Origin of the sequence: Nocardioides sp. (assembly GCF_024509035.1) — a bacterium.
Taxonomy (GTDB): domain Bacteria; phylum Actinomycetota; class Actinomycetes; order Propionibacteriales; family Nocardioidaceae; genus Nocardioides.
In genome coordinates, this window is sequence record NZ_JANINT010000255.1 from 2,260 (window position 1) to 2,653 (window position 394).

General features: G+C 74.9%; 1 protein-coding gene. It reads right to left on the reverse strand.

Going from position 1 to position 394, the window contains the following annotated elements; all coding sequences use genetic code 11:
* Positions 1–394, reverse strand: a 394-nt coding sequence (locus Q0L15_RS17580; protein ID WP_296605751.1) for a universal stress protein, incomplete at both ends; no start/stop codon positions are given.

The following is a 394-nucleotide window of genomic DNA, read 5'->3' on the forward strand; positions in this document are numbered from 1 at the left end:
ACGACCGAGCCGAGGTGGTGGGAGACCCGGTTGCCGGTGCGGTGCCGGCCGACCACCACGAGGTCGGAGCGGCGCGACTCCTCGACGATCGCGTCCGCGGGGCGGCCGTGCCGGACGGTCAGGTCCACCGGGACGCCGGTGAACTTGGCGGTGAGCGGGTCGAGGTCCTCGCGCAGCCGCGCGGCGAGCTCGGCCGAGTGGGCGTCCTTGCGGTCGCCGTCGAAGACGACGTCGTCGAACGCCTCGCTGTACCGCCACGTGTGCACGACACGGAGGGTGGCCGCGCGAGCCTGGGCCTCCTCGAACGCCGCCTGCAGCAGGTGGGCGGTGCTGCCGACCTCGTCGACCCCCACCGCCACGACGCCCGCCGCGTGCTCCGGCACGGACCAGTACG